Origin of the sequence: Nonomuraea sp. AD125B (genome assembly GCF_041402765.1) — a bacterium.
Taxonomy (GTDB): Bacteria; Actinomycetota; Actinomycetes; order Streptosporangiales; family Streptosporangiaceae; genus Nonomuraea; species Nonomuraea bangladeshensis.
Genome location: NZ_JBGLOU010000004.1, coordinates 138,213 through 164,363 on the forward strand (window position 1 = coordinate 138,213; position 26,151 = coordinate 164,363).

20 protein-coding genes and 1 pseudogene are annotated in these 26,151 nt (G+C 72.4%); 11 read left to right on the forward strand and 10 right to left on the reverse strand.

The features are described from left to right. Positions 1–9: 9 nt before the first annotated feature. Entirely contained in the window at positions 10–2,556 is a 2,547-nt protein-coding gene (gene fxsT, locus ACBR40_RS12440; protein WP_344214036.1) for an FxSxx-COOH system tetratricopeptide repeat protein, read from the reverse strand. A gap of 191 nt (positions 2,557–2,747) precedes the next feature. Between fxsT and fxsA the strand changes: the two genes are divergently transcribed. Then, complete coding sequence (gene fxsA / locus ACBR40_RS12445) at positions 2,748–2,927, forward strand: FxSxx-COOH cyclophane-containing RiPP peptide (protein ID WP_344214034.1); 180 nt, start codon at positions 2,748–2,750, stop codon at positions 2,925–2,927. 39 nt (positions 2,928–2,966) lie between these two features. On the opposite strand, the gene ACBR40_RS12450 is transcribed toward fxsA, so the two are convergent. Then, a complete protein-coding gene (locus tag ACBR40_RS12450; RefSeq protein WP_371248741.1) occupies positions 2,967–4,919 on the reverse strand; it encodes an AAA family ATPase in 1,953 nt (650 codons plus the stop codon). A 246-nt stretch (positions 4,920–5,165) separates the two neighbouring features. On the opposite strand from ACBR40_RS12450, the gene ACBR40_RS12455 reads away from it, so the two are divergent. Then, positions 5,166–7,223, forward strand: a complete 2,058-nt coding sequence (locus ACBR40_RS12455) for a P-loop NTPase fold protein (protein WP_371248742.1) — start codon at positions 5,166–5,168, stop codon at positions 7,221–7,223. 101 nt (positions 7,224–7,324) lie between these two features. Then, positions 7,325–8,542, forward strand: a complete 1,218-nt coding sequence (locus tag ACBR40_RS12460) for a polysaccharide biosynthesis C-terminal domain-containing protein (protein ID WP_371248743.1) — start codon at positions 7,325–7,327, stop codon at positions 8,540–8,542. On the opposite strand, the gene ACBR40_RS12465 is transcribed toward ACBR40_RS12460, so the two are convergent. The 5 genes and pseudogenes from ACBR40_RS12465 to ACBR40_RS12485 form a co-directional block, all read right to left on the reverse strand. Further along, complete coding sequence (locus tag ACBR40_RS12465; protein ID WP_371248744.1) at positions 8,527–9,684, reverse strand: NAD(P)/FAD-dependent oxidoreductase; 1,158 nt, start codon at positions 9,682–9,684, stop codon at positions 8,527–8,529. The two genes, ACBR40_RS12460 and ACBR40_RS12465, sit on opposite strands and share 16 nt — an antisense overlap. Before the next feature lie 38 nt (positions 9,685–9,722). Then, a complete protein-coding gene (locus ACBR40_RS12470) occupies positions 9,723–10,520 on the reverse strand; it encodes an amino acid ABC transporter ATP-binding protein (protein WP_371248985.1) in 798 nt (265 codons plus the stop codon). A gap of 162 nt (positions 10,521–10,682) precedes the next feature. Then, a pseudogene (locus ACBR40_RS12475) lies at positions 10,683–11,228 on the reverse strand (amino acid ABC transporter permease); the annotation flags it as partial. Between the two features lie 274 nt (positions 11,229–11,502). Next, positions 11,503–12,471, reverse strand: a complete 969-nt coding sequence (locus ACBR40_RS12480; protein ID WP_371248745.1) for an ABC transporter substrate-binding protein — start codon at positions 12,469–12,471, stop codon at positions 11,503–11,505. Continuing rightward, a complete protein-coding gene (locus ACBR40_RS12485) occupies positions 12,471–13,907 on the reverse strand; it encodes an MmgE/PrpD family protein (protein WP_371248746.1) in 1,437 nt (478 codons plus the stop codon). The genes ACBR40_RS12480 and ACBR40_RS12485 overlap by 1 nt, the downstream gene beginning before the upstream one ends. A 140-nt stretch (positions 13,908–14,047) precedes the next feature. On the opposite strand from ACBR40_RS12485, the gene ACBR40_RS12490 reads away from it, so the two are divergent. The 4 genes from ACBR40_RS12490 (at position 14,048) to ACBR40_RS12505 (ending at position 18,404) form a co-directional block, all read left to right on the forward strand. After that, a complete protein-coding gene (locus ACBR40_RS12490; RefSeq protein ID WP_371248747.1) occupies positions 14,048–15,082 on the forward strand; it encodes a TetR family transcriptional regulator in 1,035 nt (344 codons plus the stop codon). A 143-nt stretch (positions 15,083–15,225) separates the two neighbouring features. After that, positions 15,226–16,830: an amidohydrolase family protein gene (locus tag ACBR40_RS12495; protein ID WP_371248748.1), complete on the forward strand. Its 1,605-nt coding sequence runs from the start codon at positions 15,226–15,228 to the stop codon at positions 16,828–16,830. Between the two features lie 68 nt (positions 16,831–16,898). Beyond that, positions 16,899–17,648 (forward strand): class I SAM-dependent methyltransferase, encoded by a 750-nt coding sequence (locus ACBR40_RS12500; RefSeq protein ID WP_371248749.1) that lies wholly within the window; start codon positions 16,899–16,901, stop codon positions 17,646–17,648. 6 nt (positions 17,649–17,654) lie between these two features. Further along, positions 17,655–18,404, forward strand: a complete 750-nt coding sequence (locus ACBR40_RS12505; RefSeq protein ID WP_371248750.1) for a hypothetical protein — start codon at positions 17,655–17,657, stop codon at positions 18,402–18,404. Positions 18,405–18,492: 88 nt separating this feature from the next. Here ACBR40_RS12505 and ACBR40_RS12510 read toward each other — a convergent pair whose 3' ends face one another. Then, positions 18,493–18,843, reverse strand: coding sequence for a helix-turn-helix domain-containing protein (locus tag ACBR40_RS12510; RefSeq protein ID WP_344214012.1), 351 nt, complete (start codon positions 18,841–18,843; stop codon positions 18,493–18,495). Between the two features lie 48 nt (positions 18,844–18,891). Here ACBR40_RS12510 and ACBR40_RS12515 point away from each other — a divergent pair, with 48 nt between their 5' ends. After that, positions 18,892–19,788, forward strand: a complete 897-nt coding sequence (locus ACBR40_RS12515; protein WP_371248751.1) for an NAD(P)-dependent oxidoreductase — start codon at positions 18,892–18,894, stop codon at positions 19,786–19,788. Here the strand turns inward: ACBR40_RS12515 and ACBR40_RS12520 are convergent. Both ACBR40_RS12520 and ACBR40_RS12525 read right to left on the reverse strand, forming a co-directional pair. Further along, the gene (locus ACBR40_RS12520) at positions 19,785–21,005 is read right to left on the reverse strand and encodes a hypothetical protein (protein WP_371248752.1); all 1,221 of its coding nucleotides are present in this window, start codon (positions 21,003–21,005) and stop codon (positions 19,785–19,787) included. The two genes, ACBR40_RS12515 and ACBR40_RS12520, sit on opposite strands and share 4 nt — an antisense overlap. Beyond that, positions 20,984–22,063: a ThiF family adenylyltransferase gene (locus tag ACBR40_RS12525; RefSeq protein ID WP_371248986.1), complete on the reverse strand. Its 1,080-nt coding sequence runs from the start codon at positions 22,061–22,063 to the stop codon at positions 20,984–20,986. The genes ACBR40_RS12520 and ACBR40_RS12525 overlap by 22 nt, the downstream gene beginning before the upstream one ends. 260 nt (positions 22,064–22,323) lie before the next feature. Here ACBR40_RS12525 and ACBR40_RS12530 point away from each other — a divergent pair, with 260 nt between their 5' ends. From ACBR40_RS12530 to ACBR40_RS12540, 3 genes are read left to right on the forward strand one after another with little or no spacing between them, the layout of a single operon-like run. Next, positions 22,324–25,326, forward strand: coding sequence for a BTAD domain-containing putative transcriptional regulator (locus ACBR40_RS12530; protein ID WP_371248753.1), 3,003 nt, complete (start codon positions 22,324–22,326; stop codon positions 25,324–25,326). 60 nt (positions 25,327–25,386) lie between these two features. Beyond that, on the forward strand, positions 25,387–25,671 hold the full coding sequence (locus ACBR40_RS12535) for a hypothetical protein (protein ID WP_344214005.1): 285 nt from the start codon (positions 25,387–25,389) through the stop codon (positions 25,669–25,671). Between the two features lie 29 nt (positions 25,672–25,700). Continuing rightward, the gene (locus ACBR40_RS12540; protein ID WP_344214003.1) at positions 25,701–26,126 is read left to right on the forward strand and encodes a hypothetical protein; all 426 of its coding nucleotides are present in this window, start codon (positions 25,701–25,703) and stop codon (positions 26,124–26,126) included. The last annotated feature ends 25 nt before the right edge of the window (positions 26,127–26,151 follow it).

Genomic DNA, 26,151 nt, shown 5'->3' on the forward strand with positions numbered 1-26,151 from the left:
TCGTCCCGGTCAGATCGGCGGCGGGTCGAAGTCGAGGTCCAGGTGCCGTCCTTCGAGGAAGGCGACGGCGTCGGGGTGTTCGAGGCCGAGGCGGTGCGCGTATTTCTCGCGGGTGTCCTCCCTCAGCCGCTCCGCCTCCTCGACGGCCTCCGGCGTGCCGAGGCGCTTGAGGTCGGCGGAGAGGTTGGCGGCGCAGGCGAGGGCGACCGGGTGGTCCGGGCCGACCAGCTCCCGCAGCCGGCGGTAGGTGTCGTGGCCGCGCTCTACGGCCGCCTCGTGGTGGCCGAGCTCGGCCAGGTCGCTCGCCAGGTTGGTCGCCACGGTCAGGTAGTAGTGGTGGTCGCGGCCCAGGTGGCGCTCAATGTCGTTGAGTGTCTCCTCGTTGACCGCGCGGGCCCGCTCCGGGTCCTGGCAGGTGCGGTGGAGCAGCGCCAGGTTGCCGGTGCAGGCGAGGACGTACGGGTGGTTGGTGCCGTACACGCGGGGGTAGCGCGCCACGGTGTCGGCCGCCAGCTCCAGCCCCTCCTGCTCCTGGCCGTTGTTGCGCTGGACGTTGGCGAGGGACATCGCGGCGGCCAGCGTGTCGGGGTGGTCGAGGCCGTACCTCCGCACGTAGCGGCCGTGCACGTCGGCGCACATCTCCAGCGCCCGGTCGAGCTCGCCGAGCCGCCGCCAGGCGATGGAGAGGTCCTTCGCTGTCCAGAGGTAGGCGGGGTGCTCGCCGCCGAGGTATTCGAGGCCGTAGGCGAGGGCCTCCTCGCCGAGGTCGCTCGCCTCGGCGTAGTCGCCGGTGAGCCGGACCGCGCGGGCGAGGGAGTTCCAGTGGACGAGGACGGTCGCCGCGCCCGCCTGCGCGTCCTGCAACCCGATGAAGGCGACCTCGTGCAGCTCGCGCGCCCGCTGGAAGCTGCCGGTGAGGCTGTAGTCCAGGGCCAGGTTGTTCTTGGCGCGCAGGGTCCGCGGGTCGTCGGGGCCGAAGGCGGCCTCGTGGCGGCGTACGGAGTCCTCGTCGTGCTCCAGCGCGGCGCTGAAGTCGCCTCGCGCGCGCAGGTCGGCGCCGATGCCGCTGACCAGGTTGAGCAGCTCGTCCTCCGGCGTGCCCACCTGCCGCATCTTGGCGAGGGTGCGCTGGTTGAGCTCGTAGACCTCGTTGTACCTGCCGAGCTGGCGCAGGATGTTGCCCAGCTCGCGGTAGGCCTTGAGCACGTGGGGGTCGTCGGGGCCGGAGTCGCGCTCCCACTGGTCGATGAAGAGGTTGACGAACTGGTGGGCGAAGCCGTCGCCCGACATGTAGAGGTAGCGGGCCAGGTCGAGCGCGAAGTCGCGGACCTTGACGTCGCGGCTCTCCTGGACCCGGGAGGGGACGACGTGCCCCAGGATGCCGCCGTATTTCCCCCAGTTGACCGACTCTTCCGGGTTGCCGAGTTGCAGGCCGGTCAGCAGGCGGTGGACGTCCGCGAGATGTTCGTCCCGCTCCTCCGGTTCGAGCTCGTCGCGGACGAGGGCCTGGATCAGCCGGTGCACCTGGATGGTCCGGCTGCCCGGGTCGATGCGCGCGAGGGCGAAGCGGCCGAGCTCGCCCACCGACCGGCTCAGCTTGATCGGGTTGGCGAGCAGTTCGCTCATGCGCGGGCTCAGGCCGCTGACCCGCTGGCTGAACACGTCGCGCGGGATCGGCTCGGGGCCGAAGAAGGCGCAGCAGCGCAGCAGGTCGATGGCCTCCGGCCGGCGCTCGCTCAGCCGGCTCACCGACAGGTTCCACGCCGCCGTCATCGAGATCGGGTATTCGGTCGGCTTGCCCTCGCTGAGGAGCTGCCCGGTGTGCTCGTTGAGCAGCTCGATGTACTCGTCGACGGGCATGCCCGTCTCCGCCTGGAGCGCGCCGGCCTGCTCCAGCGCCAGGGGGAGGTCCCCCAGCTGCTCGGCGAGCCGGTCGGCGTCCTCGGGGGCGAGGGCGCGGCGCACCCGCTTGGTGAGGAAGGCGATGCTCTCCTTGCGGCTGAAGACGTCGACGGGCACGGCCTCGACGACGTCCTCCCACCGGTGGTTGCGCGAGGTGATCAGGACGTGGCCGGGCCCGTCGGGGATGACGTCCCTGATCTCCTCCGGCTCGTCGGCGTTGTCGAAGATGAGCAGCCATCGGTCGTACGGCTGGCCGCGCCGCAGCGCGTCCAGCGCCGCGTTGGCGGCGTCCTCGACGCCGACGGCCGCCGCCGACGGCAGTTCGAGGTGGGGCGCCAGGGCCGCCAGCGACGAGCGGATGAGCACGCGCTGGTCGGCGGAGATCCACCAGACGAGGTCGTACTCGTTGCCGTAGCGGTAGGCGTATTCGACCGCCATCTGCGTCTTGCCGACGCCGCCGAGGCCGTGCAGGGCGTGGGGGAGCACCTGGGGGAGCACGACCGTGACCTGACCGGTGGTGCCGGCGGTCATCCCGGCGCGCAGTTTCTCCAGGAGCTCTTCCCGGCCGGTGAAGTTCTTGTTCCTGGGCGGCACCTTGCCCCATACCTCCGGGGTGCCTGACCGTCGTACCTCACTCTGGTGCGTACCGGTCATAAGGGACACCTCCGGATCGCGGATTTCAATGCCAACGTCGGGCAAGATTTCGCTATCGTAAATGGTTCCTTCGGGCCCGGCCATGACCTTTTAGTGCTGGCCTTTGAACGAGCCCCGGTGTCAGGCGCGGAGGCTCAGCTTGTATGCTGGCCCGGACATAGCACCATGATGTATCGAGCTGGGAGTCCCTCATGGAGCAGCAGCAGAACGACCTGGCAGGTCAGCTGCCTGATTGCTCCGATTTGTCCCTTCGCGACCTCGATGAGCTCGACAGTTCGGCGTTCGCCCACGCGCTGCGGAGCCTGATGTCGCCGGACCCCCGCGACACCGAAGTCGTGGCCGGATTCAGCAACTCCATCGACTATCAGTAACGCGCTTAACGTCCCATTCGGGCGGAAATCGCCCTTTAGTCACTGTCTGCGGGCAATTTTCCCCATCGGTTTCTCGTGATGGCGGAACAGGCGCGGGCTCGTCGCCTGGAGCGCTTCTTCGGCCAGCTCCGCCGCGAGGTCCCGGTCGCCGCGCCGGTCCGCCGCCTGGGCCAGGAACACCAGGACCAGGCCGTGCGTCCGCCCCTCCTCGCGAAGCTCCTCGACCTCGCTCCGCGCCACCGGCACATTGGCCGCCATGATGTACGCCGCGCGGGCCGAGGGCGGCGCCGCGGTGGCGACGCTGCTCAGGTCGGCCACGGCCAGCTGTGAGTTGCCCCAGTCCGCGTGGATCTCGCCGCGGATGCGCAGGGCCTCGCAGTGCTTCGGATCCCGCTCCAGCAGCCCGTTCAGCTCTCTCACCGCCGCCTTGTGACGGTTCGCCCGCCAGTGCGCCTGCGCCACCTCCAGCCTGGCGATGGACTCCGCCGCCTGGTTCAGCAGGCCCGAGCGCGCGGCGCCGAGGGCGCGGTCGGCGTCTCCCTGGAGCAGGTGCAGGCGCGCGATCGCGGCGTACAGGTGCATGACGGCGGGCGACCTGCGGTCCGTCATCAGCTTGTCCTGCAGCGCCGTCTCATAGGCCTCGCCCGCCGCGCCGTGGTCGCCGCGCAGGTAGGCGATGTCGCCCAGGACGATCCGGGCGGCGGTGTGCGCGTCGTGGTGGGCCCGCCGGTCCTTCTCCAGCGTCGCGCGCGCGTACTTCTCGGCGAGCCGCAGGTTGCCGGCGGACATCGCCTGCTCGCACTCGCGCAGCAGGTCGTCCGCGGTGGGCTCCGGCTGCGGCCCCGGCGCCTCGCCGAGCCGCTGGAGGGCCCGCGCCAGCCGAGGGTGCTGGAGCTGGAGGCCGTCGTCGCCGGTGAGCCGGCAGTACTTCAGCAGATGCCGGTCCTCCACCGCGCGGACGACGGTGTCCGTGATCTCCTTGGGGCGCGCGCTGCGCGGCGCGGGCACGGCCTCGTACGGGGACCGCTCGTCCGGCGACCTGGTGAAGGTGCGCCGCATCCAGCCGCCGATCTCGCAGGTCGGCAGGTTGTGGTCGGTGGTCAGCGTGAACAACGTGCGGGTGCAGTAGTCGGCCAGCGCCGCGTCCACGTCGTCGAGCACCTTCTCCGCGACGACGGACAGGCCGCCGCCGTCGCGCAGGCCGGCCCAGAGCTGGGCGCACAGCGCCTGCAGCAGGACGGGCTCCACGCGCCCGCCCGTCGTGCCGTGCTCGACCGCCAGGGCGTCGACCAGCCGCTCCGGCACGAGCTCCTCGAACTGCAGGTGGGTGCCGAGCAGCGGACGGGTGAGCGCGTCGATCGCGGACGGCCGGTCGAGAGGCGGCAGGTCGTACCGCGCGGGGGTCAGGCCGAGCGCCACGCCGAGGTCGCCCGCCTCCTGCACGGAGTCCGGCCGGACGGCGAGCAGCAGCCGGACGTCGGGGAACGCCCGCAGCGCCGTCTCCAGCTCCGCGCGCACGCGGCGGTGATCGGGCAGCGCGGCGGCCGGACGCCGCAGGATCCGGTCGGCGCCGTCCACGGCCACGAGGATCGGCGTGCCGCGCCCCGCCCTCCTGGTCTCCCGCTGGAAGAACTCGCGGATCGTCAGCCCGACGCTGCGGGCGGCGTCCTCCTCATCCGGCTGCCACGAGGACAGGAGCGCGAAGAGCGGGCGGCCCCGGGCCGTGACCACGGGAGCCGGCAGGGACCTGCGGTAGTCGAGGTCGCCGACCGGCACCACCCGAGCTCCGCTCGCGGCCGCGTACGGAGCCGCACCGGCATGCAACAGGGAGGTCTTGCCGACACCCGAGTCGCCGACCAGCAGGGTCAGCCGATGTTTCTTCCAGAGCTCGGCCAGCTCGCGTTTCTCGGCGTCACGTCCGAAGAAACGGGCCGCGTCCGGCCTGCGGAAAGGCCGGAGGCCGACCCAGGGCCCATCTTCGTAGGAGGTCACGAAGAGACTCCCGCCGACGCCGATTCCTGTCGAATCATGATCTCCCGTATCCGCTGCCGCCGCAGGCGAATGTGTGTTCTGCCTGACGGTGGCTTGGCATGAAATCCGGCTGGGTAATGCCGCAATCATCCAAGAAAGTCTTCTATCATGCTATGTCTGGCGTCAGAAGTCCTCGACGGAGACAATCTCGGGCGTAAGAAACGCCTTTTACCCCCCTGACTCACGACTGCATCTATGGTGACCTGAATGCGGAAAAAGGTCGATCGGCTGTCGCCCGAGGAGCTGGAGCAGGCCGCCCGCCAGTTGCTGGAGAACGACGCCGAGCTGGCGTACAGACGCGACCAGCACCGCGCGATACTCGATCACGTCCGGCAGAGGTCCGGCGATCTCTCCGCGCTGCTGGGCGAAGAGATCGCGGTGGTCGGCGAGGCCCGCCGCGCGCTGCTCCGCCTCCGGGTCGTCGCCGTTCTCGCCTTTCTCGTGGCCGCCTTTCTCATCCTCGCGGCCGCTCTGTGGAGCGACGGGACGCCGTTCCGGACGCGGACGGCCAACATCACGTTCGCGTCCGGCCTGGCCGTGTTCGGGACGATCGCCGTCGCCGCGCGCTGGGCCGCGATCCGGCGGCGCGGCGTGAACGCCGCCCGCGAGCTGCGGAGGGCGCTGGTGGCGCCGCTGCGCGCCCTGATCCGCCTCCTCATCAGCGAGCTGGAGGACGACGAGGTGCGCTGGGGCGGCACGCTGCGCACGTCCGAGGCTCCCGCGCTGGTGGAGCTCCACCTTCAGGACACCATCCCGTCCCGCACCTACGAACGGCTGCGCACCTTCATCGGCGAGCACGAGTCCTCCGCCATCGGCCTGGCCGGCGCGCGCGGCTCCGGCAAGACGACCCTGATGCGGCAACTGCGGCTGGACAAGGACCTGGACTGCCACGTCGCCCTGGTCAGCGCGCCGGTGCAGTACTCCGCCGTGGAGTTCACCCGCCTCATCCACAACGAGCTGGCACAGGTCGGGCTCAAACCCGGCGAGGCGGCGCTCATCCGGCACCGCATGGTGGCGCCGACGCTGCGCGCGGTGCTGCGGACGCTGCTCGCGTCCGTGGTGCTGTTCTTCATGATCACGTTATGGATCTACGACAAGAACCGTCCCGTGCCGGACGCGCTCGACCTCGGCTGGGCGGGCTTCGCCGCGGTCGTCCTGGGCGCGCTGATCATGGGGTTCATGCTCAGCCGGGGCTGGGTCCTCTTCCAGAGCCGGACGAGGCTGACGGTCCCGCCCCGGACCGTCCGTGAGCTCTGCCTGCAGCAACTGGAGTTCCTGCGCTGGTCGACGACGGTCGAGAGAAGCGCGGGCGCCGCGCTCAAGGTCGGCGGCACCGGCTTCGACGGCGGCGGCAAGCTCTCCAGGACCGAGCGGGAGATCACCCACGCCGAGTCGGTCCAGGCGCTGCGGCAGTTCATCGACCAACTGCTCGCGCTGAGCAGCAAGCCCGTGGTCATCTGCGTCGACGAGCTGGACAAGCTGGCGAACCCGGCCGAGGCCGTCGACGCGATCAACGGGCTCAAGGACCTGTTCCACGTCGCCAAGGCCCACTTCGTCCTCTCGGTCTCCACGGACGCCATGCACAACTTCGCCGCGCGGGGGGTGCCGGTGAGGGACGTGTTCGACTCGGCCTTCGACACCATCATCGGCGTCGGCCCGCTCTCCTTGAAGGAGTCGCAGACGCTGCTGTCGCGGCGGGCGCGGGAGTTCTCCAACGTGTTCGTGCTGTTCTGCCACGCCTGGTCCGGTGGCCACGCCCGCGACCTCATCCGGACCGCCCGCGCGTGCGTGGACCTCAAGCGCGAGCTCAAGGACGGCGAGGAGGCCACGGTCGCCCTGCTGTCCGGGCGGGTGCTGCGCAAGGACCTGCGCGAGGTCGTGGACGCGACCGTCGAGAAGCTGCGCGGCGACGACCGTGGGAATGACCGGGGCAAGGAGCTGCTGGACCAGGTGCTGGCGTTCCAGGAGTCGCTGGAGGACGAGTCCGCGCCGCTGCGCGACCTCGTCGAGGCGGGCGCGTTCCCGCCGGACGCGGGACCGGTGGCGCCGGAGGCCCAGCCGGCGGCGACCCTGGCTCCCTACGCGCGGATCGCCGGCCTCTGCGAGCGGCTGTTCTCTGTCGCCCGCCCGCCGGCGGCCTGGCAGAGCGAGGCGATGGGCCAGGCCGTCATGGCCCTGGCGGAGGCCCGGTCCTCGCTCGGACGCCACCCACGGGCGATCGAACGACGGCTGAAGCGAGCTGTGGACGCGTGCGATCGGGTGTAGAATGATCATTGTCCCGAGCGGTGAGGCCGCCCGGGATTTTGCCTTTCATGCCCTCCCCTCATCGCACGATTCTCAGTGCGGCCGTTCCCCTGTTCGGGTCCATGAGCGCCGGGGTCGTCGCGCAACTCGTCGGCACGTCGCTGCTCGGGCACCAGGCGACCGCTCAATTGGCGGCGTTCGCGCTGGCCGGCGCGGTGCTGAACCCGGTCACGGCGGCGGTCGCCGGTGGGCTGCGCGGGGCGGCGCCGTTCGTGGCCGTCCACCGCGACCGCCCCGCCGAGGCGGTCGCCGTGCTGAAGGACGCGCGGTGGCTCGCGCTCGGGCTCGGCACGGTGGGCGCCGGGGTCATGCTCGCGGTGCCGTCCATCGCGCGGGCGGGCGGGGCGCCGGACGAGGCGGTGGCGGAGCTCGGGCTGCTGCCGCTGCTCCTGGCGCTGCACGTGCTGCTGTTCGCGGCGGGCAGCGGCGCCAACGGGGTGCTGGTCGCGCTCGGACGCAGCCGGCTGGTGCTCTGGTCCGGCCTCGCGGGCACGGGCACGCAGGTCGCGCTGTCGCTCGTTCTCGTGCCGAGGGTGGGGGTTCAGGGGATCGGTGTCGCGTTGCTGGGGTCCACCGGCGTCGCGGTCGCCGTCTCGAACGGGGTGCTGGTGCGGCTGACGGGCGCGTCGCCGTGGCCGGGGCGGCCGCGAGCGCGGCGGATCGTCCGGATGGCCAGGGTGGGCGTTCCCATGTCCGCCACGCTGGTGATCAAGTTCACGGTCTTGGGCGGGGTGGCGTACACCGCCGCCCGGACCGGGGTCCAGGGGGCGGCGGCGCACGCGATCCTCATCGCGCTGGACGGGTTCCTGGGGCTGGCGGCCTTCGCGGCGGCGCAGGCCGCGACGCCGGAGATCGCGAGGGCGGCCTCGCGCCGGGAGGCCCGGCGCGTCAGCGGGGCGGCCGTCACGATCGCGGCGGCCGGGGTGCTCGTGGGCGGGCTCGTGCTGCTGCTCTCCGGCCGGGCGGTGCTCGGCGCTTTCACGCCGGACGCCGCCGTGCTCGGCCTCGCCGGTGGCCTGGTGCCGCTGCTGGTGGCCTTCTCCCTGGTGGGGAACTGCGGGATCGTGGTGGCGTACGGGCTGGTCGGGCTCAGGCGCTCGACCTGGCAACTCGCCTCGACCGGCACCGGGTACGGCCTGCTCGCCCTCACCATGACCCCGGCCGCCGAGGCCGGGGGACTGGCGGGGTTGTGGTGTGCGATGGTGGCGAGCGTGGCGCTCATCGGCGTGCTGCAGGTCGCCGGGTTCCTGCGGTACAGCGCCCGTCAGTCGTCGTCGTAGCCGTACGGGGGGTTGATCGGACGTCCCTGGGCGAACCGGTCGGGGGTGAAGGCGGAGACGTCCACGGTCTGCGGCTCTCCCAGAGCCAGTTCAGCGAGGGCCCGGCCGACCGCCGGGCAGATCTTGAAGCCCATGCCGGAGAAGCCGGCCGCCACGATCAGTCCCTCGATCCCGGCCACCGGGCCCAGCATCGGCCGGGCGTCGGGCGACATGTCGTACACGCCGGTCACGCCGCGGCTGATGCCCGACTCGGCGAGGGCGGGAACGCGGCGCGCGGCCCGCCCGACCAGCTCCACCACGCTCTCCTCGCCCGGCGTCTGCGGGAAGTCGTCGGGGTCGATCCCGTCGCGCGGGCCGACGAAGTCGCCGAGCAGCAGGCCGCCGCCCTCCGGGCGGAAGTACGTACGGGTCCCCGAGTCGATGCAGGCGATCCTGGACGCCGGCCCATCGGGCCCGTCCCGCAGCACCGCCACCTCGTGGTATTCGGGCTCGATGGGCAGATCCACGCCCACGGCCCGGAGCAGCGGCCGGGTCCACACGCCGGTGGCCAGGACGACCAGGTCGGCCATGAGGTCGCCGGTGTCGGTACGCACCCCGCGCACCCGGCCGCCGGCGTCGGTGAGCAGCGAGCGTACGGGGGTGTTGGGCCGGTAGGCGACGCCCAGGTCCCGCGCGCGGGACAGGAGATCGCCTGCCACGACCGCGCCGTCGCCGTAGCCCGCGCGCGGCTCGTACGCGGCCGCGACCACGTCGTCCACCCGCCAGCGCGGCTCCAGCTCCAGCACGTCGGCCGCGGTGATCACCTCGGCCTCGGCCCCGCAGGCCCGCTGCATCTCGACGTTCTTGCGCAGCAGGTCGGCCTCGCCGGGCTGGACGACCCGGACGAACCCGCACTCGCGCAGCACGGGAGGCCGCCCGACCCGCTCCGGCCACTCCCGGAAGAAGGCGAGGCTGTCGACCGCGAGGCGTACCTCCGGCTCGAACGTGTAATGCATCCGGACGAGGGCCGACGAGCGGCTGCTCATGCCCTCCCCGGCGTGCCGCGCGTCGACGACGGTGACCGCACGCGCGCCGCGTTCGGCCAGGTGGAACGCGGTGGACGCGCCCATGACGCCGGCGCCGACGACGATGACCTCGGGCACTGCTCAAACCTCCAGGAAACGTGATGACGAGCGGGGGGTCATCCGAGGACCTTCGACAGGAACGCCTTGGTGCGCTCCTCCTTCGGCGCCACCAGGCATTCCCCGGGCGGGCCCGACTCGATGACGACACCGCCGTCGAGCATGGCGACGGTGTCGGCGACCTCCTTGGCGAACCCGATCTCGTGGGTGGCCACGATCATGGTCATGCCCTGCCGGGCCAGGTCCTTCATGACGTCGAGCACCTCGCCCACCAGCTCGGGATCGAGGGCCGAGGTCGGCTCGTCGAACAGCATGACGTGCGGCTTCATCGCGAGGGCCCGCGCGATGGCCACCCGCTGCTGCTGCCCGCCGGACAGCTGTGACGGGTAGGAATCGAGCTTGTCGCGCAGGCCGACCCGGGTCAGCAGCCGCTCGGCCTCCGCCTCGGCCTGGGCGCGGGACAGGCCCAGTACGCGCCGGGGGCCGAGCGTGACGTTCTCCAGCGCGGTCATGTGCGGGAACAGGTTGAAACGCTGGAACACCATGCCGATACGGACCCGCTGCCGGCACAGCTCGGCCTCGGTCAGCTCGTGCAGCCGCCCGCCGGCCTCGCGCAGCCCGACCCGCCGGCCCTCCACCTCGACCAGGCCGGAGTCCAGGCGTTCCAGGGCGTTGACGCAGCGCAGCAGGGTGGACTTGCCGCTGCCCGACGGGCCGAGCAGGACGAGGGTCCGCCTGGGACGGACGGTGAGGTTCACCCCTCGCAGCACGTCGGTGGAGCCGAACCACTTCCACGCCTGCTCAACCCGGATGATCGGCTCGCCGTCGTCCGTGCTCTCCTTCGGGGCGTCGGGCACGAGCTCGGGCGTGGGCCTGGCCTTGGCGCGGGCGGCCGCGCGACGCCGGGCCCGCCGCTCGGCGGCGGCCGAGGGCTTCACGCCGAACCCGCGGCCGAAGTAGCGCTCCACGTAGTGCTGTCCGACGCTGAGGACCGAGGTCAGCAGCAGATACCACAGCGAGGCCACCACCAGCAGCGGCATGATCTTGAAGTTCTGCTGGTAGATCTGCTGCACGCTGGTCATCAGGTCCCGCCCGGAGATGACCGAGACCAGCGCGGTCATCTTCAGCATCGAGATGGCCTCGTTGCCGAGCGTCGGGATCAGCACCCGCATGGCCTGCGGCAGGATGACGAAGCGCATCCTGCGTCCCGAGGACATGCCGAGCGACATGGCCGCCTCGCGCTGCCCGCCGTCCACCGAGATGATCGCCGCGCGGACCAGCTCGGCGCAGTACGCGGCCTCGTTCGTGGCCAGCGCCAGCACCGCCGCGGTGGCCGCGCCGATGAGCGAGCTCGTCGGCACCGAGCCGAACACGATGCCCGTGAGCGGGATCCCGAGGAAGAGGTTGGGGTAGAGCGCGCCCAGGAAGCCCCAGAAGATGATCTGGACCAGCAGGGGAGTGCCGCGGAAGAACCAGATGTAACCCTGCGCGACGCCGGACAGCACCGGGTTGTCCGACAGCCTCATCACCGCGAGCAGCACGCCGCCGGCGACGCCGATCACCATGGCCACGAGGGTCAGCTCGATGGTGACGGCGAGGCCGTGCAGGATCGAGGGCGCGAACAGGTACTGCCGGATCGAGGCGAGGTCGAGGTTGGGGTTGTGCCACAACGACCAGCCGAGGGCGAACAGGACGTACGCCACCAGTGCCGCCGCCGCCCAGCGGCCGTACCGGCGGACCGGCACCACGGCGACGGGAGGCGGCCGCTGCCCGGCCGGGGCCGAGGTGGCGTCGGCGGATGCCAAGGAGGTCACAACACTTCTCCTTCTCGCGGGTGCCCTAGTCGGTCCCCTGGTCGATCTCCGCCTTGGTCAGCGCGATGTTCTGCACGCCGTACGTGGAGAGGATCTTCAGGTAGGTCCCGTCGTCCATCAGCGCCTGCAGCGCCTTCTGCAGCGCCGTCCTGAGCTCGGTGTCCGCCTTGGGGACGCCGATGCCCTCCATGCCGCCGCCGAACTCCGCGGTGATCGAGGGCGCCTCGACCAGCTCGAACGCCTTGCCGTCCTCGAAGGTCTTGGCGGCGTACGCGGCCGCGGAGGTCGCCTGCACGCGGGCCGTCGCCTTGCCGCTCTTGATCGCCAGGAACGCCTCGCTGTCGCCGGGGAACGCCAGGACCGTGACGCCCGGTTTGCCCTCCGACTCGAACCGCTTGCTCAGCTTGCTCATCGCGGCCTCCTCGGAGGTGGAGCTCTGCACCGCGACGGTCTTGCCCGACAGGTCGGTGACGTCCTTCAGACCTTGGGGGTTGCCCTTGACGACCAGCAGGGAGTAGCCGTCCTTGGCGTAGTCGACGAAGCTCAGCGACTCGCGCCGCTTCGGGGTGTCGAAGATGCCCGCCATGACGATGTCGGCCTTGCCGGCCAGGACGGCGGGGATCATGCTGTCGAAGGCCGTCTGGTCGAAGGACGCCTTCACGCCGAGCTTGGCGGCGAGGGCCTGGGAGAGGTCGTAGTCGATGCCCGTGGGCTGCTGGCCGCCCGCCGTCGTGTACATCTCCCAGGGCGGATAGGGGATGTTGCTGGCGACCCGGATGACACCGGCCGACTTGATCCGCTCGGGCAGCAGGTCGTGCAGGGCGGGGTCGGCCGCGGGCGTCGCTGCGGCGGGGGCGGATGCGGGGACGGCGCTCTCCTTGCCGCCGACCTCGGGGGCGGGCGGGTCGGCGGCCAGGGCGCAGCCGCCGAGCGCGACGACCATCGCCACCACGCTCAGAAAAGTCGACCGGCCGCGCCGGCGAAGTGCTCTCATCAGTTGGCTCCAACCGGTGTCAGAGACGACGCCAGGTCCCGAAGGAGGACGGAGCTGTCGTCGGCGGATTCCACGCCCTCCAGGGCTTCCAGCAGCCGGGGAACCGACTCGGGCGCCACCCGGCCGGAGGCCAGCCAGGTGAACTTGTCCCGCATCTCGTCCAGGGTCCAGCCGGGCTCGGGGTAGAGGATGTGGTCGACCCGGCCCGACGACAGCACGGTGCCGTCGGTCAGCGTGACGGTGACCACGGCGGAGTCGCTGCCCTCCGGGTCGTTGACCTCCGAGAGGTAGTAGCGGCGGGTGAGGTCGTCGGTCACCACCACCTCGATCCGCCGGCACAGCTCGACGACCTCGGGCGCGCCGAGGCGGGAGTCGGCCATCTGGTCCGGGCCGACCCGGTCGTCGACCAGCAGCGCCGCGACCGGCCAGGCCAGGTTGAACTGGGCCTCCTCGGTGGTCTCCGGCAGCCGGGTGCCGAGCCGGGCGGCGTCGGGGTAGGTCTCGACGACGACGCGCGCGATGTCCGCGGGCGGCAGGGGGTGCTCGGTGCGCAGCTTCTCCACGGCGAGCAGGGCGGGGTGGGTCCAGGCGCAGCTGGAGTACCGCTTCCAGGTGATGCCGTGGGGCAGGTAGTAGTCGCTGCCCAGGTCGTCCACGTACGGGCGGAAACGTGGGAGGTCGAGGCTGGGCTCGATCCCCGTGAAGCCGCGCCGGGCGAGGTCGGCCGCCAGCAGTCCGGTGAGCGCGCCGAAGCCGACGCCGTGCTTGACCATGCCAGGGGTGTCGATGGCGCGCATCATCGGCAGATCGGGGGAGTCGTACTCGGCGATGCCCAGCGCGTGCCGCGTCGTGATCTGGTCCAGCCCGTGGACGTGGCAGGCGATCGCGGCGCAGGCCACCGCGCCCCACGAGCCGCAAGCCCGATAGGTGCGTTCGGCCGAGTGGACGGTGCTCTGCTCGTGGTTGACGCAGCGGCCGGCGCGGAAGGCGGTCTCGTAGCCGACGACGATCGCGGTGATCAGCTCGCGTCCGCTGAGACGCAGCTCCTCGGCCAAGGCGAGCGCGGTCGGGACGACCTGGGCCCCGGGATGGCCCCAGGTGTAGATGCCGCAGTCGTCGATGTCGACGGCGTTGGCCGCGACCGCGTTGGCGAAGGCGGCGCCGCCGGTGGTCAGCGGGCTGCCGCTGACGATCGAGGTCGCCGGGCCGGCCGGCCACCAGGCGCGGGCGAGGTCGTCGGCCACGAGCGCGGACTTCGACGCCCGGCCGGCGAGCACGGCCGCGAGCGTGTCGATCAGGCACATCACGGCCCGGTCGATCACCTCGCGCGGTAACCGCTCCCAGGTGAGCCCGGTGATGAAGGCCGCCGCCGGTGAATCGCCGCCCGTCCAGGCCGTGGGCGCGCTCCGGAGATCGTCACGAAACGGCGCCGCCATTTGTTTCTCCAATGTTTCTGCAGGTATATCTTTGGTGCCGGAAACAATTCCATTCGCTGCGATGGCTTGTCAAGGAACGTTCTACCTTGTATTTACAGAGAGCCGGAAGTGTGAAAATACCTTTAGAAGCAAGTACGTCCGTGACGGACGCCGGGCGGGAGGAGGCCGCGCTGGCGCTGCTGTGGAGCGCCGTCCACGCCCCAGAAGGCCGGACGCCCTACTGCCGCCGGTGCGCCGCCGATCGTTCGTTCCACAGGGTCTCGCGGCGGCGGGCGTACGCGTGCGACAGCTGCGGCGCGCACGTCTACCCGGCCTCGACCACGCCGTTCGCCGGCTCCCCCGTGCCGCTCGCCGCCTGGCTCGACGCCGTCGTGCTGATGCTGGACTCCCCCGGCAAGGCGCGCCCGAACCGGGTCGCCGGGGCGCTGGGCGTGGACTACCGGCGGGCCTGGCGGATGACCCGGCGGATCGACGAGGTGCTCCAGGCCGGCGGCGACGACGCCGACCTGCTGCGAAGGCTGGCCGGCCGTTGGAAGGAGCAGGACCGCACCAGGCCGGGCCGGACCCCCGACCCCGGGAGCCCCGAGGACCGCATCCGCGTCGCCGCCTGCCGGCTCATGGCCGAGCGCGGCATCGAGGCGACCCGCATCGCCGACATCGCCCGCGAGGCGGGAGTGGCGAACGCCAGCATCCACTATTACTTCAGGAGCAAGGACGAGGCGCTGCTGGCCGCCTTCCGCTGGGCCGGCGACCAGTTGCACGTCACCCTGCAACGCCTGCTCGACGAGAACGTCGGCACCATCGGCCAACTGCGCCACCTGCTCGAGCTCAGCATCCCCGGCGACCAGGGCGCCTTCGAGGAGTACCTGCTGTGGCTGGAGATGTGGGCGCGGGTGAGGCGTCACCCGGCCTTCCTCGACGAGTGCGTACGCATGTCGCGGCGGTGGGCCGATGCGGTGATGGGGGTGTTCGTCGCGGGCGTGGCGGACGGCACGTTCACGCCGGTCGCGCCGCTCGGCGAGGTGTGCGAGCGGTACGTCGCCATCTCCGAGAGCCTGGCCGTGCGCAACACGCTCGGCTACAGCGGCATGTCCGCCGAGACGGCGCGGGGCCTGCTCGCCCGCTTCACGGCCGAGCAACTCGGCGTGCCGGCTGATCTGCTGTCGCCGCGCTGAAACCGGCGCACTTGGCTCAACGGTCATTCTCCCGTCCGATATGGCGACTTGCGCGCCGGGCGCATTGTTTTCCTTGACAGCGCTTCGGCGCCGCGCCGACAATCCTGCAACCACCCCCCGGACACCTCGGAACGGAAAATTGCATGCCTGATTCACGCCCAGGCCCGGCGGACGTCGTCGTGCTCGACGCCACCGTGCTCACCATGGACCCGGCGCGGCCGCGGGCGGCAGCGCTGGCGATCATCGGAGGCAGGATCAGCCAGGTCGGGGACCATGCCGAGGTGGCCGCGCTCATCGGTCCCGGCACCGATGTCATCGAGGCGGGCGGGCGGGTGGCGTGCCCCGGCTTCGTCGACATTCACACGCACACCGATCTCGACCTGTTCCGGAACCCCGGGCACCTGCTGTTCAAGAATTACCTCATGCAGGGCATCACCACGGTCCTCGCCGGTAATTGCGGAATGGCGGAAATGGCGCCGGGCGAGCTTCTCGGCCGCCTCGACCAGCACCCACCCGCGGTCAATTTCGGCACGCTCGCCGGGCACGGATACGTACGCGACGCCTGCGGCGTCCCGGCCGGCGCAGAAGAGCTCTCCGGCGAGCAGATCGGGGCCATGCGGGACGTGCTCGGCAAGGCGATGGCGGACGGCGCGTTCGGCATGTCGACCGGGCTCGAGTACATCCCCGGCCTGTCCTCCCGTACGGCGGAGCTGATCGCGTGCGCCACCGTCGTCGCCGAGCACGGCGGCTTCTACGCCAGCCACATGCGCAGCGAGGGCGATCACCTGCTCGCCGCCGTCGAGGAGGGCATCAGGATCGGCCGTGACTCCGGCGCCCGCGTCCAGCTCTCCCACCTCAAGACCGACGGCGCGTGCAACTGGTGGAAGACGGACGCGGTGATCGGCGCGATCGAGGCGGCCCGCGCCGACGGCATCGACGTGGCCGGTGACCAGTACCCGTACACGTTCTTCGGCTGGAATCCCTCCATCTTCATCCCCGGCGAGCACCTGGCGGCCGGCCGGACGACCCTGCTCGACACCTACCTGCCCGACCCTGCCCGCCGGCGGCTGATCAAGGAAGGCATCGTCGACCGGATCACCCGCTACCACGGCGGCGACGGCGACCTGGTGGTGGTGTTCGACTGGACCGACGGCGACGGACGCCGGTGGCAGGGGAAGACGCTGGCGGACATCCTGACCGCGCGCGGCCTCACCCCGACCCCCGACGCGGAGGCCGAGCTCATCCTGGAGATGCTGCCCGACGAGCGCTCCGACGCCGTCATGGGGACCGACCTGAGCACGAGCGACGACGCCGTCCGGCGCTACCTGTCCTTGCCGTACCTGGCGGTCTGCACCGACGGGTTCAACCAGCCGTGGCTGGCCCCGTGCCATCCGCGCAGCTACGGGGCCTTCCCGAAGGTGCTGGGCGAGTACGTACGGGAGAAGCGAGCGCTGCCGCTGGAGACCGCGGTCATGAAGATGACCTCGCTGCCGGCCTCGCTGATGGGGCTGACCGACCGCGGCGTGCTGCGGGCCGGCGCGTGGGCGGACGTGGTGGTGTTCGACGAGGCGAGCGTGGGGGAACGGGCGACGTTCGATGCCCCCGCGGCGCCGGCCGGCATCGACTTCGTGCTGGTCAACGGGGTGGTCGTGGTCGACCGGCGGACGGCCGGCGACGGCTTCCGCCTTGACGGCGCCGCGTCCGGCGCGCTTCCCGGCAAGGTGCTCCGCCGCGGCCTTGCGGGATGACGTTCACGCGGCCTATCGTCGCGATGTATCAGGTCGATATATCGAAGCGAGCAGGAACGGCGGCCGCGATGAGACGGATCGACTACGACAGGGAGCTGCACGAGAACTACGCCCGAGGCCGGGCGCTCACCGGGCGGCAGCTCCAGGTCTGGATCGACGCCTTCGCGGCGGTGCTGCCCGGCCGCCGTCCCCTGACCGGCCTGGACGTCGGCTCGGGGACCGGCCGGTTCACCCCGGCGCTGGCGAGCGCGTTCGGCCCGGTGATCGGGATCGAGCCGTCGGTCCGCATGCGGGAGGTGGCCGAGGCACGTCCCGGCGTGCGGTACCTGGACGGCCGCGCCGAGGACCTGCCCGTGCCGGCCGCGAGCGCCGACTACGCCCTCATGTTCCTGTCCTGGCACCACGTGGCGGACAAGCCGCAGGCCGTCCACGAGCTCGCCAGAGTGCTCCGTCCCGGCGGGCGGCTCCTGTTGCGCGCGAACTTCAGCGACCACCACCCCCGGCCGTGGTGGCTGGACCACTTCCCCCGGGCCCACGAGGTCGAGACCGCGCTCTTCCAGCCGTTGCACGAGGTCATCGCCATGTTCACGGCGAACGGCTGGCGGGTCACCGACTTCACCACGGTCACCGAGCCCTCGTCCGGCACCCGCCGGGACATGCTCGACCGGCTCCGCCTGCGCAGCCTGTCGTTCTTCGCCCACCTCACCCCCGACGAGCAGGAGGCCGGCTTCCGCAGCCTGGAACGGGCCGTCGCCGAGGACCCCGACGCCCCGGCCCCCGTGTTCGCCGAGCCGCTGCTCACCCTTGAGCGGGGGTGACACGGGATGGGTGCCTGGGGTCCCGGCCTGTTCTCGGACGATCTCGCGTGTGACGTACGGGACGAATATCGCGAGCTCATCGAGGACGGCGCGACCGACGAGGAAGCGCGGCGCCGCGTGGTGGAGTCCTACGCCGAGGCGTTGGACGATCCCGGCGAGGCGCCGGTGTTCTGGCTGGCTCTCGCGGTCACGGAGTCGAAGCTCGGCCGCCTGGACCCCGTGGTGCGGGACCGGGCGCTCGGGATCATCGAGCGAGGGGAGGCTCTCGCCGGGTGGGAGGCGGCGGGCGCCAAGGCTCTGGCCCGGCGGGAGGCGGCGCTGTTGAAGGCGCGGGCGCAGCTCACTGGTCCTCAGCCGGCCCGCAGGCGGCTGCGCCCGCCATGGCGGCACGTTACCGACCTGTCGGCCGGGGCGGTGCTGGCCTATCGGGTGCCGTCCGGCGACGTGGCCCTTCTGCGGGTGGTCCGCGTTGACGATCACCGTCAGGGGCGGTGCCCGATCGTCTCGATGTTGCGGCACTCGGGGGACGCGCTTCCTGTCGCGGCTGAGCTGGACGCCATGCCTGACGCTCCGCTGTACCCGTTCGAGGGGACGACGGTCCAAATGTGGGTGTTCAGGAAGAAGGATCCCGACTACCGGGATGTCGGTTTCACGTTGCTCGACGGCACGATCGGACCTCGCCCGGGAGACGAGCGGCTCGCCGCCCAGGTGCATACCCATTGGCGGAGCCTCGCGGAAGAGCTGGACGCCCGATAGCCACCTTTTTGTGGGTACTTGTCGGCCGGGCCCGGACAGGGTGAAGCTTGGTCCGTACAAGCAGGTGAAGCGGGAAGTGGGCGGTGGTTCATGAGGCTGGTCGTGACTCAGCCAGCTTCTCCAGACGGCGGTGTCCCCAGTCGGACAGCGGCTCCAGGGCTTCGGAGAGCTCGCGGCCGAACGGGGTCAGGGAGTAGACCGTCTTGAGCGGCCGCACGTCGTGCACCTCCCGGTGGACCAGCCCGTCGGCCTCCATCTCGCGCAGCGTCTGAGTCAGCACCTTCTCCGTGAGCCCCGGCAGCCGCCGGCGTAGCTCGCCGGGCCGGTGCGGGCCGGATTCCAGCAGCCAGAGCAGCATCGTCTTCCACTTGCCGTCGATCACGGCGATCGCGGCGGTCACCCCGCAGACGTTCGGGTCCCGGGCGCGGCTGCGCGTCATCGTCGTCCCCTTTTTTCGTCGTTCAGTGCCATTTTGAGGAGCTGAGGAATGACCTCGAACACCCAACAGTCTGCCGTCACCGTGCTCGGTCTGGGCCCGATGGGCCGGGCGCTGGCAGGGGCCTTCCTGGCCGCCGGCGTGCCGACGACCGTATGGAACCGTACGCCGGGCAAGGAGCATGAGCTGGTCGAGCGGGGCGCGGTCAGTGCCCGCTCGCCCGAGGAGGCGGCCGGCGCGAGCCCGTTGACCGTGATCTGCGTCGTCAACTACGACGCGGTGGACGCCGTCGTACGGCGCCCCGAGGTGACCGGCGCGCTCAAGGGACGCACGCTCGTGAACCTGACCGCCGACACCCCCGACCGGGCCAGGGACACCGCGGACTGGGCGGGCGAGCACGGCATCGGCTACCTGGACGGCGCCATCATGACGCCGACCCCGACCATCGGCACCCCGGCGGGGGTGTTCCTGCACAGCGGTCCCGAGGACCTCTACCTCGCGCACCGGCCGACGCTGGACGCGCTGGGCGGCACGCACACCCACCTCGGCGCGGACGTCGGCAGGGCGGCCGCGTACGACATCGCCCTGCTCGACATCTTCTGGACGGCGATGGCCGGGTACGCCCACGCCCTGGCCGTGGCCAGGGCCGAGGGGATCAGCGCGCGGGAGCTTGCGCCGTTCGCCCAGGGGATCGGCGCGATCCTGCCGCCGCTCTTCGAGGAGGGCGCGGCGGAGGCGGACAGCGGCACGTACTCCGGCGAGGGGAACCCGATCACCTCGGCGGTGTCGTCCATGGCCCACATCGTCCACACCTCCGAGGCCCACGGCATCGACGCGAGCGTGATGCGCGCGGCCGAAGGGCTGGCCCGCCGCGTCATCGGGCTCGGCCACGGCGACGACGGGTTCCTCCGCGTCACGGAGCTGCTCAACCCGTCGGCGCGCGCCTAGCGCCGCACGCGCTCCCGTACCGCGAGGAAAAGGGCCAGCGCGTACGGCCCGAGCAGCAGGGCCGCGCACAGCAGCGCGTACCAGAACCGCGGCTCGAACGGCCCCAGCACGAGCCGGTCGGCCGTCCACTCCAGCGTGGCGGCCACGACCGGGAGCACGAAGAAGACGAACCAGGCCAGCACCCCGGCGAACCCGGCGAGCCACACCCACCGGAACCACCGCCCGGCCCTGATGTCGGTGGGCCCGGCCGCGACCAGCTCCGCCGCCTGGCCCGGGGTGAGCCGGCCGAACGCCCGCCGCAGCAGCAGGGTCTTGACCCGCCACAGGTCGCGGCAGCCGAGCGCGTTGACCAGCACCGCGTACAGGTCGGTACGCAGGAACACCATGCACTGCCACAGCAGGCCCGCCAGCTTCACGAACACCCACACCGCGAGCGTCGCGTCCACGGCGGGAGCCGGCGACCACACCCCGTGCCGGATCAGCAGCCGGGCGGCCAGCAGCAGGCTGAGCACGACCACGTCCACCGCCATCCCGCCGAGCAGCGGCCCGTAGCGGAGTCGGCGCGGCACCGTCCAGAGCTGGGACAGGTCGGTCTCCAGGACCAGCAGCATCATCCGCCGGTCCACCCCGAACCTGGACCGGACGCCGATCGCGCGGGCGGCCAGCCAGTGCCCGCCCTCGTGCAGAGCGGTCGAGACCAGGACGAACGGCATGAGCAGCAGCACGCTCAGCCCGACGTCGCCGAGCAGGAACGCGTCCCGTTCCGGACTCGGGAACAGCGACGGCGAGGTCACGAAGACGGCCAGGCAGAACAGGGCGAGGGCGAGGTAGCAGGCCCAGGCCGCCCGCCCGAAGAACGGGCGGGCCACACGCTCGCTCACCCCCGCGAACCAGCGCCGCGTCTGGATCGGCGCGGTGCGCACGACCTGGCGTTCCGCGTCCGGCCGGTCGTCGAGGAAGCCCAGCTCGGCGAGGGTCGCCACGAACGACGGCAGGTCCACGGGCCGGCCGGCGTGCGCCTCGGCCTCGGCGGCGGCCTCCTCCACGCTCGCGCCGCGCAGCAGCGCCGAGATCAGCACGCCGCCCACGGCGGGCATGGCCACGAAGGTGCCGGTGGCGGGGTCGCCGACCAGGGCCTCGTCGCCCTCCTGGATCACGGTGAGCGGGCGCAGCCGTACCCCGCCGGTCATGGGCGTCACCGCCGGGCCAGCGCGCACGCCGGGCAGCCCGGGTCGCGGGGGAACGGCTGCCACACGGGGACGAGCCCGTCCAGCAGGTCGAGCACGACCCGGGACCCGGCCGCGCGCGGCGGCTCGACGCCGGTCAGATAGCGCATGACCTCGTACGCGACCAGCGACCCGACCTGCATCGCCATCGGCCCGGTGAGGCCGTTGGCGAGCCGCAGCCCCCGGCTGAGCCGCTGCGCGACGGCCGCGCTCGTCCGCCCGTCGCGCGGCGGCAGGTCGGACTCGTCGCAGAGCAGGCAGGCGCTCCTGCCCGGGTCCACGGAGAAGTAGATGAGCTGGGTACGGGTCATCCCGCCGGCGACCAGGGGGACGCCCGCGCGCAGCGCCGCCTCGTTCACCCACAGGTTCGCGTCGGGCGCGCCGTCGAGGCCGCCCGCGATCACGTGGACGTCCTCGGTCAGGTCCTTGAGGTCGTCAGGGCCGGAGATCCAGCGGTCCACGGCGCGTACTTCGATGCCGGGGTCGAACTCGCGCACCCATTCGGCGGCGCGCTCCACCTTCGACCGGCCGACGTCGGCCTGCCGGTAGAGGAACTGGCGGGCGAAGTTGCGCGGCGCGATGTCGTCGCGGTCCACCAGCGTGAGCGCGCCGACGCCGAGCCCGGCCAGGCACTGCACCAGGGCCGAGCCGCCGCCGCCCGCGCCGAGCACGAGGACGTGCGAGTCGCGCAGCCGCCGGACGAACTCCGCCCGCGACCTGCCCAGCCGGGCGAAGGCCCCGAAGAACGTCAGATTGGAGAAATGCCGCTCGTTGGCCTCCGGGTCGCCCAGGAACCGTTCCGCGGCGTCCTCGACCAGGCCGAGCGAGTCGAGCCCGGCCAGCCCCGCGCGGACGTCGTCCCCCGTGACGGCGACGCCCCGCGCGGCCAGCCGCGCGCTCAACTCCTCCGCCGTGGCCGGCCCGCGCGCCAGCTCGTCGAGGAGCGCCGCGATCCGGCCGTCGGGATCGGCCAGCGTGTACGCCTCGCGCGGGTCATGGACCACCACCAGCTCGTCGCCCAGGGGTTCCCAGGCGCACTCCTTCAACATCACCTGCATCACGCTGTCCGCATCATCCGTCGGGCCGGGGACTGGCCGGGAGGCGGCAGGACCGCCTCCCGGCCGGCTGAGAGGCGGTGCCTCAGGTCATGAACTGGGTCGCCTTGACGGCCTCGACCTTGCGAACCTCGATCTTCACCGCGTTCACCTCCTTCTCCGCTCGTTTCCGATCAACCTCCTCCATCGGCCCACACAAACCGCATAGGGTCGCCATAGAAGGACAGAACCGCTGATCGTGCCGGGAGACGCAGGTGGACTTCGCGATCCTCGGGCCCGTCCAGGTCACCGACGCGCGGCGGCCCGTCCGGCTGGCCGCCAAGGCGCGCGCGGTGCTCGGCGTCTTCCTGCTCCACCCCAACACCGTCCTGACCAGGGAGCGGCTGATCGCCTCGGTGTGGGACGACCCGCCCCGGTCCGCGCTGCCGAACCTGCAGACGTACCTGACCGCGCTGCGCCGCGCGGCGATCGAGGTGGAAACCGTGCCGCACGGCTACCGTCTGTGCCTCGGGCCCGACCGGCTCGACGCGCTCGCCTTCGAGGAGGCCGTACGTGAGGCCAGGCTGGAGGCGGCGCGCGGGGAGCCCGCCGCGGCGAACCGGCTGTTCGCGCGGGCGCTGTCGCTGTGGCGCGGCCGGCCCGCCGAGGACGTGACGCTGGCCGCGACGGTGCAGGCGCGCATCGCCGAGCTGGAGGAACGCCGGGAGAGCGCCCGGCTCGGCTGGATCGACGTGCGCCTGCGGCTCGGCCTGTACGACGAGCTCGTCGGCGAGCTGACCGCGCTGGTGGAGGCCGCGCCGCTCAACGAACGCCTGTGGCACCGGCTCATGCTGGCGCTGCACCGGGCGGGCAGGCGCGCTGAGGCGCTGGAGACGTACCGGCGGGCCCGCTCGGTCCTCGTCGCCGAGCTGGCGCTGGAGCCCGGCCAGGAGTTGCGCGAGCTGCACGCGGCGGTTCTCGACGACGGTCCCGTTCCCGCTCCCGAGCTGGAGACGGTGCGGGAGCCGGGGTGGACGGGGATCTGCCTGCTTCCGGCGGACATCGCCGATCTGGCGGGGCGGGAGCGCGAGACCCGCGACCTGGTCACGACCCTGGACGCCTCCGACGCGGCGGCCGGTCTGGCGGCCGGTGGGGCGAGGGGTGCGGCGGCCGGTGGGGTGTCCGGAGGGGCGGCCGGTGCGGCGAGGGGTGCGGCGGCCGGTGGGGCGAGTGGCGCGGCGGCCGGTGCGGCCCGCCGGGCTGCCGGTGTGGCGCCGGTGATCGTGGCGGTGTCGGGGCCGCCCGGTGTCGGGAAGACCACGCTGGCGGTGCACGTCGCGCACCTGGTCCGCGACCGGTACCCCGACGGCCAGCTCTTCGTCCGGCTGCACGGCGCGTCGGCGACGCCCCGCGACCCGTCCGACCTGCTCGCGGAGCTGTTGCGGGCGCTCGGCGTGGACTCCGCGGGCGTGCCCGCCTCCACCGAGGAGCGGGCGGCGACGTACCGGGCCATGATCGCCGACCGCGCGGTGCTCGTGCTGCTGGACGACGCGGCCGGCGCGGCCCAGGTGCAGCCGCTGATCCCGGGCACGCCGCGATCGGCCGTCCTCCTCACCTCCCGGGGGCCGCTGCCCGCGCTGCCGGGCGCGGTCACGTACGCGCTGGACGTGCCCACCCCGGCCGGCGCCCGCGCCCTGCTCGCGGGCGTGGCCGGGGCGGACCGGGTGGCGAGCGACCCGGAGGCGGCGCAGGCGATACTCGACGCCTGCGGGCGGCTGCCGCTCGCCCTGCGCATCGCCGGGGCGCGCCTCGCCACCCGCCCGGCCTGGCCCCTGGCCGAGCTGGCACGCCGCCTCGCGGACGCTTCGGCGCTGAAGGAGTTGCGCGCGGGCCATCTGGACGTCCGCGCCACGTTCGAGGCGAGCTACGCGACCCTGTCTCCGCCCGCGCGGCACGCGTTCCGGCTGCTCGGGTCGGTGGCCGCCGACGGCGTGGCGGCCTGGACGGTGGCGGCGCTGGCGGGGGCGAGCCCGTACGACGTGGACGGCTCCCTGGAGGAGCTGGCCGTCGCCGGCCTGATCACCGCCGGCGCGGCCGACGCCGCCGCCCAGCCCCGCTACCGCATGCACGACCTGCTGCGCGGCTTCGCGGGCGAGCTGTTCCACGCCGAGGAGAGCGGTGAACGCCGGACGGCCGCGCTGCGCCGGGCCGCCGCCGAGGCCCGCGCCCGCGCCGCCGGCGCCGCCGCCGAGCTGCCCCTCGCCTTCGCCCCGCCGCCGCCGGACCTACCGGCCCGGACGCCGCCCTGCCCGGAAGGCGGCGCCTGGCTGGCGGCCGAGCGCGGCGTGCTCGTCGCCGTGGCCGAGGCCGCCGCCCGCGCCGGGCTGGTACGGGAGGCGGCCGGCCTCGCGTACGCGCTGGCGCCGTTCCTCGTCGTGCGCGGCTTCCACGACGACGCCGTACGGATGGTGGGCACGGTCGCCCACGCCGCCGCGACGGCGGGGGACACGGTCACCGAGACACGCCTGCGGCTGGTGAGCGCCGACGCCGAGGTCGATCGCCGGCGCGCCGGCACGGTCGCGGACGAGTTCCGCCACCTGCTCGGCCGCAGCTCGCGGGCGGGGGACCGGCACGCGGCGGCGTACGCGCTGCTCGGGGTCGCCGCCACCCTGGAACACGACCTCGGCTCCGCGCTCACCGCCGCCACGCTGGCCGCCGAACGGTTCCAGGAGTTGGGCGACGCGCACGGCCTGCTGAGCGCGTGGACCGAGATCGCCGGCATCCAGTTCTACCTGCGCCGGCACGACGCCGTCGGAGCGACCTGCCGCCTGGCCCTCGCCCACCTCGACGGCCACAGCTCCCTCCATCGGGCCCGTTTCCTGCGCGCCCTCGGCATCGCCTGCTACGAGACGGGCCGCGTCGAGGAGGCGATCGGCCACTACCGGGCCAGCCTGGACCTCTGCCGCGAGCTGCGATGGGAGACCGGCGAACGGCTGTCGCTGCACCGGCTGGCCCAGGCCGAGGCCGCGCTGGGCCGCCACGACACCGCCATCGGCATGCTCGCCCGGTGCGCGCGGCTGTTCGTGAACGCGGGGGACACGCGGGGGCAGGCGCTGATCTCGTACACGTTGGGCGAGATCAGCCGGTGGCGCGGCGACGAACGGGTGGCGCTGGCCCACTTCACCGCCTGCCTCGACCGGCTCGACCCGCTCAACGAGCACCTCTGGTCCGCCCGCACCCGCGACCAGATCGCCCGCTCCCGCGCCGCACTCCGATGACCGGTCAATGCCCTGCCCATGTCCTGGTCCCGGCACCCTCGGTCCGCGAGCCTTGACCACATGAAAAAGATCGCTCTGCTGGTCCCGACGCTGGCCGCCGCCGGCCTCGCCCTGGTCGCGCCCGCCAGCCCTGCCGCCGCGAACCCGATCCCGCCCGCCGCCATCCCGCCGCCCCGCTGCGTCCCCGAGAGCCAGGGCAACGGGACGTACGAGTGGGAGTACCAGTACACCTCGACCATCAGCAAGGGAGGCCACGGCACCCGGACCCACCACTTCTACGTCTACTACGTGCCGGTCACGTGGTTCAGCACCGGCACGAAGGTGAGCTGCAGCCTGTCCTTCTGAATGTCGGTACCTCTCGCTACGCTCCCCGCATGTTCGGCTTGGACACGGAGGAGTCGCTTCTCCTCATCCTGTTACTAATGATCGTCGGGACGGGGATCAGCAGGTGGGCGGCGCGGCGCAAGGTGGCGCAGATCTACATCGGCCTGGACCACATCACCCCTGTCGGCGTGCAGGTGCGCGCCCACGACCTCATCGAGGCGGGCAGGTTCCGCGACGCCGTGAAGCTGGTCCGCAAGGAGTCCCAGGTGTCCCGCCGCACGGCCGTGGAGGTCGCGAACGTGCTGCGGGACGGCGGGGTCCTGCCGGGGTTCCCGGTCTTCGACCAGGGTGACCTCTCCGCTCAGGTTCGTGCGCTGATCGCGGCTGGCAGCCGGAAGGAGGCCGTCTTTCTCGTACGAACCACCGAGGACATGAGCCAGGCGGAGGCCGAGGCGTTCATCGACTCCCTCCGATGACTCCCGGGCCCGGGCGTGGTCTTCC